Source organism: Flavobacterium luminosum (assembly GCF_023635005.1).
Taxonomy (GTDB): Bacteria; Bacteroidota; Bacteroidia; order Flavobacteriales; family Flavobacteriaceae; genus Flavobacterium; species Flavobacterium luminosum.
Window position 1 is genome coordinate 1 of the sequence record NZ_JAMLJM010000021.1, and the last position, 1,672, is coordinate 1,672.

Annotated in this window: 1 rRNA gene; it reads left to right on the forward strand. The window is 28.6% G+C overall.

What is annotated here, in order from left to right:
* Positions 1-6 precede the first annotated feature (6 nt).
* A 5S ribosomal RNA gene (gene rrf, locus NAT50_RS12280) occupies positions 7-115 on the forward strand.
* Positions 116-1,672: the final 1,557 nt, after the last annotated feature.

The following is a 1,672-nucleotide window of genomic DNA, read 5'->3' on the forward strand; positions in this document are numbered from 1 at the left end:
CAACCTTAAGGTGGTTATTGCGGCGGGGCTCACCTCTTCCCATTTCGAACAGAGAAGTTAAGCCCGCCAGCGCAGATGGTACTGCATTTTGTGGGAGAGTATGTCACTGCCTTTCTTTTTAAAAACCCTTCATTACACAATGAAGGGTTTTTTGTTTTTAATATATTACTAGAAATTTATCTTGAAGAAATACTCCAGTGTATTTTGATAGGTTGTATTCCTTTCTTTATCACTCCTTACTTTAAAAACCAGTATCCAACGGGGATGTTTAGTTTTATGAACCCTATTTGATTGTAGGATAGCTGTTTAATCTATATAACGCGATAGATAATTATTGGTTTATTTTTGTTGAGAGGTTTGGCTCTCTAGAAAATATATAATTTTGGGATAAGAATAATTGTGTCTAAATATCTCTAATTTCTCAACATTTAAATCATTTTCGTATTTATATTACATAAAATCTTTCTTGGATTGGAAATAGATAATTCTTGTTTTTATTTCAAGAAAGTTGAAGATAATAATTTATTGTTTAAAAAAAATTATGATTTGATGATTTTAATAGAGAACCTAGTTGTTCTATAAAATTAAATTGCCTCATAAGAATTGCGTGGTGTTTTTCTTGAAAGGATTTAGAGTTGTTAAAAAGAAAGATAAAAGAGACTTTAAATAATGTCCTTTTTAAGTAAAAGGACAATTATTTTACATTACGAGCCAATTGTTGATACATAAAGAGTATAATTTTTATGTAAAAATTGTAATAGAAGGGTTTTGTAATTATTTTACAGATTGATATTTATACATATAATATTAATCCCTCATCAATAGTTGTATTTCTTTATTATGATAAGATTTTTAAAGTTGAAATAGATATTAATTTCTTTAGGAAGAAGGTAAAATTAACTGCGATAAGTAAAAAGTTATAGTTTTAAAATGATTGTATTATCATTTATATAAGACAAAATGGTTAATAAGGATGTAAAAAGAATTTCAAATTGACTATATGATATTAGTTTTAAACACGAAAATAAGTATTCAGTAATAGATTTTCGAGGTGAAATAAAAAAAACTTTCCCGTCTAAGTAATTGATTAGTAGTGTGGAAAGAAATAGGGTTAAAAAAATAGTAAAAAAAGGTTAGGAAATGTAAAAAGAAGTGGTACTTTTGCACCCGCAATCAAGCACAAGTTCATAGTAATAATGTAAAAGAATCGGAGATAAGGTTTTAAAAAAAACTTTAAAAAAGATTTGGATTGTAAAGGAAAAAGGTTTTACCTTTGCCACCCGCAAACGAGCTAAAAAGCGAGTTTGCAAAACACTTAAAACGATAAGATTTGAGTGAAGCGAAAAAGGAGTTCTTAATTAAATATTGAAAAGAAAACGGACTGAAAATTTTCTCAAAAAAAAGTTTCAAAAAGTTTTGCAAGTTTAAAAAAGTTTTCTACTTTTGCACCCGCTAACCGAGAGAGGCTAGCGATAAAAAATAAGAAGAATACGTTCATAGACATATTGAATTGACAGCCGTTTCAAATAGTGATATTTGAAACAAATAAAAATGAGAGTAAGAAGAATCGAGAGATTCGAAAAACCTAGCGTCTTTGTCTAAAAATATTTAAAATTATACGATGAAGAGTTTGATCCTGGCTCAGGATGAACGCTAGCGGCAGGCTTAACAC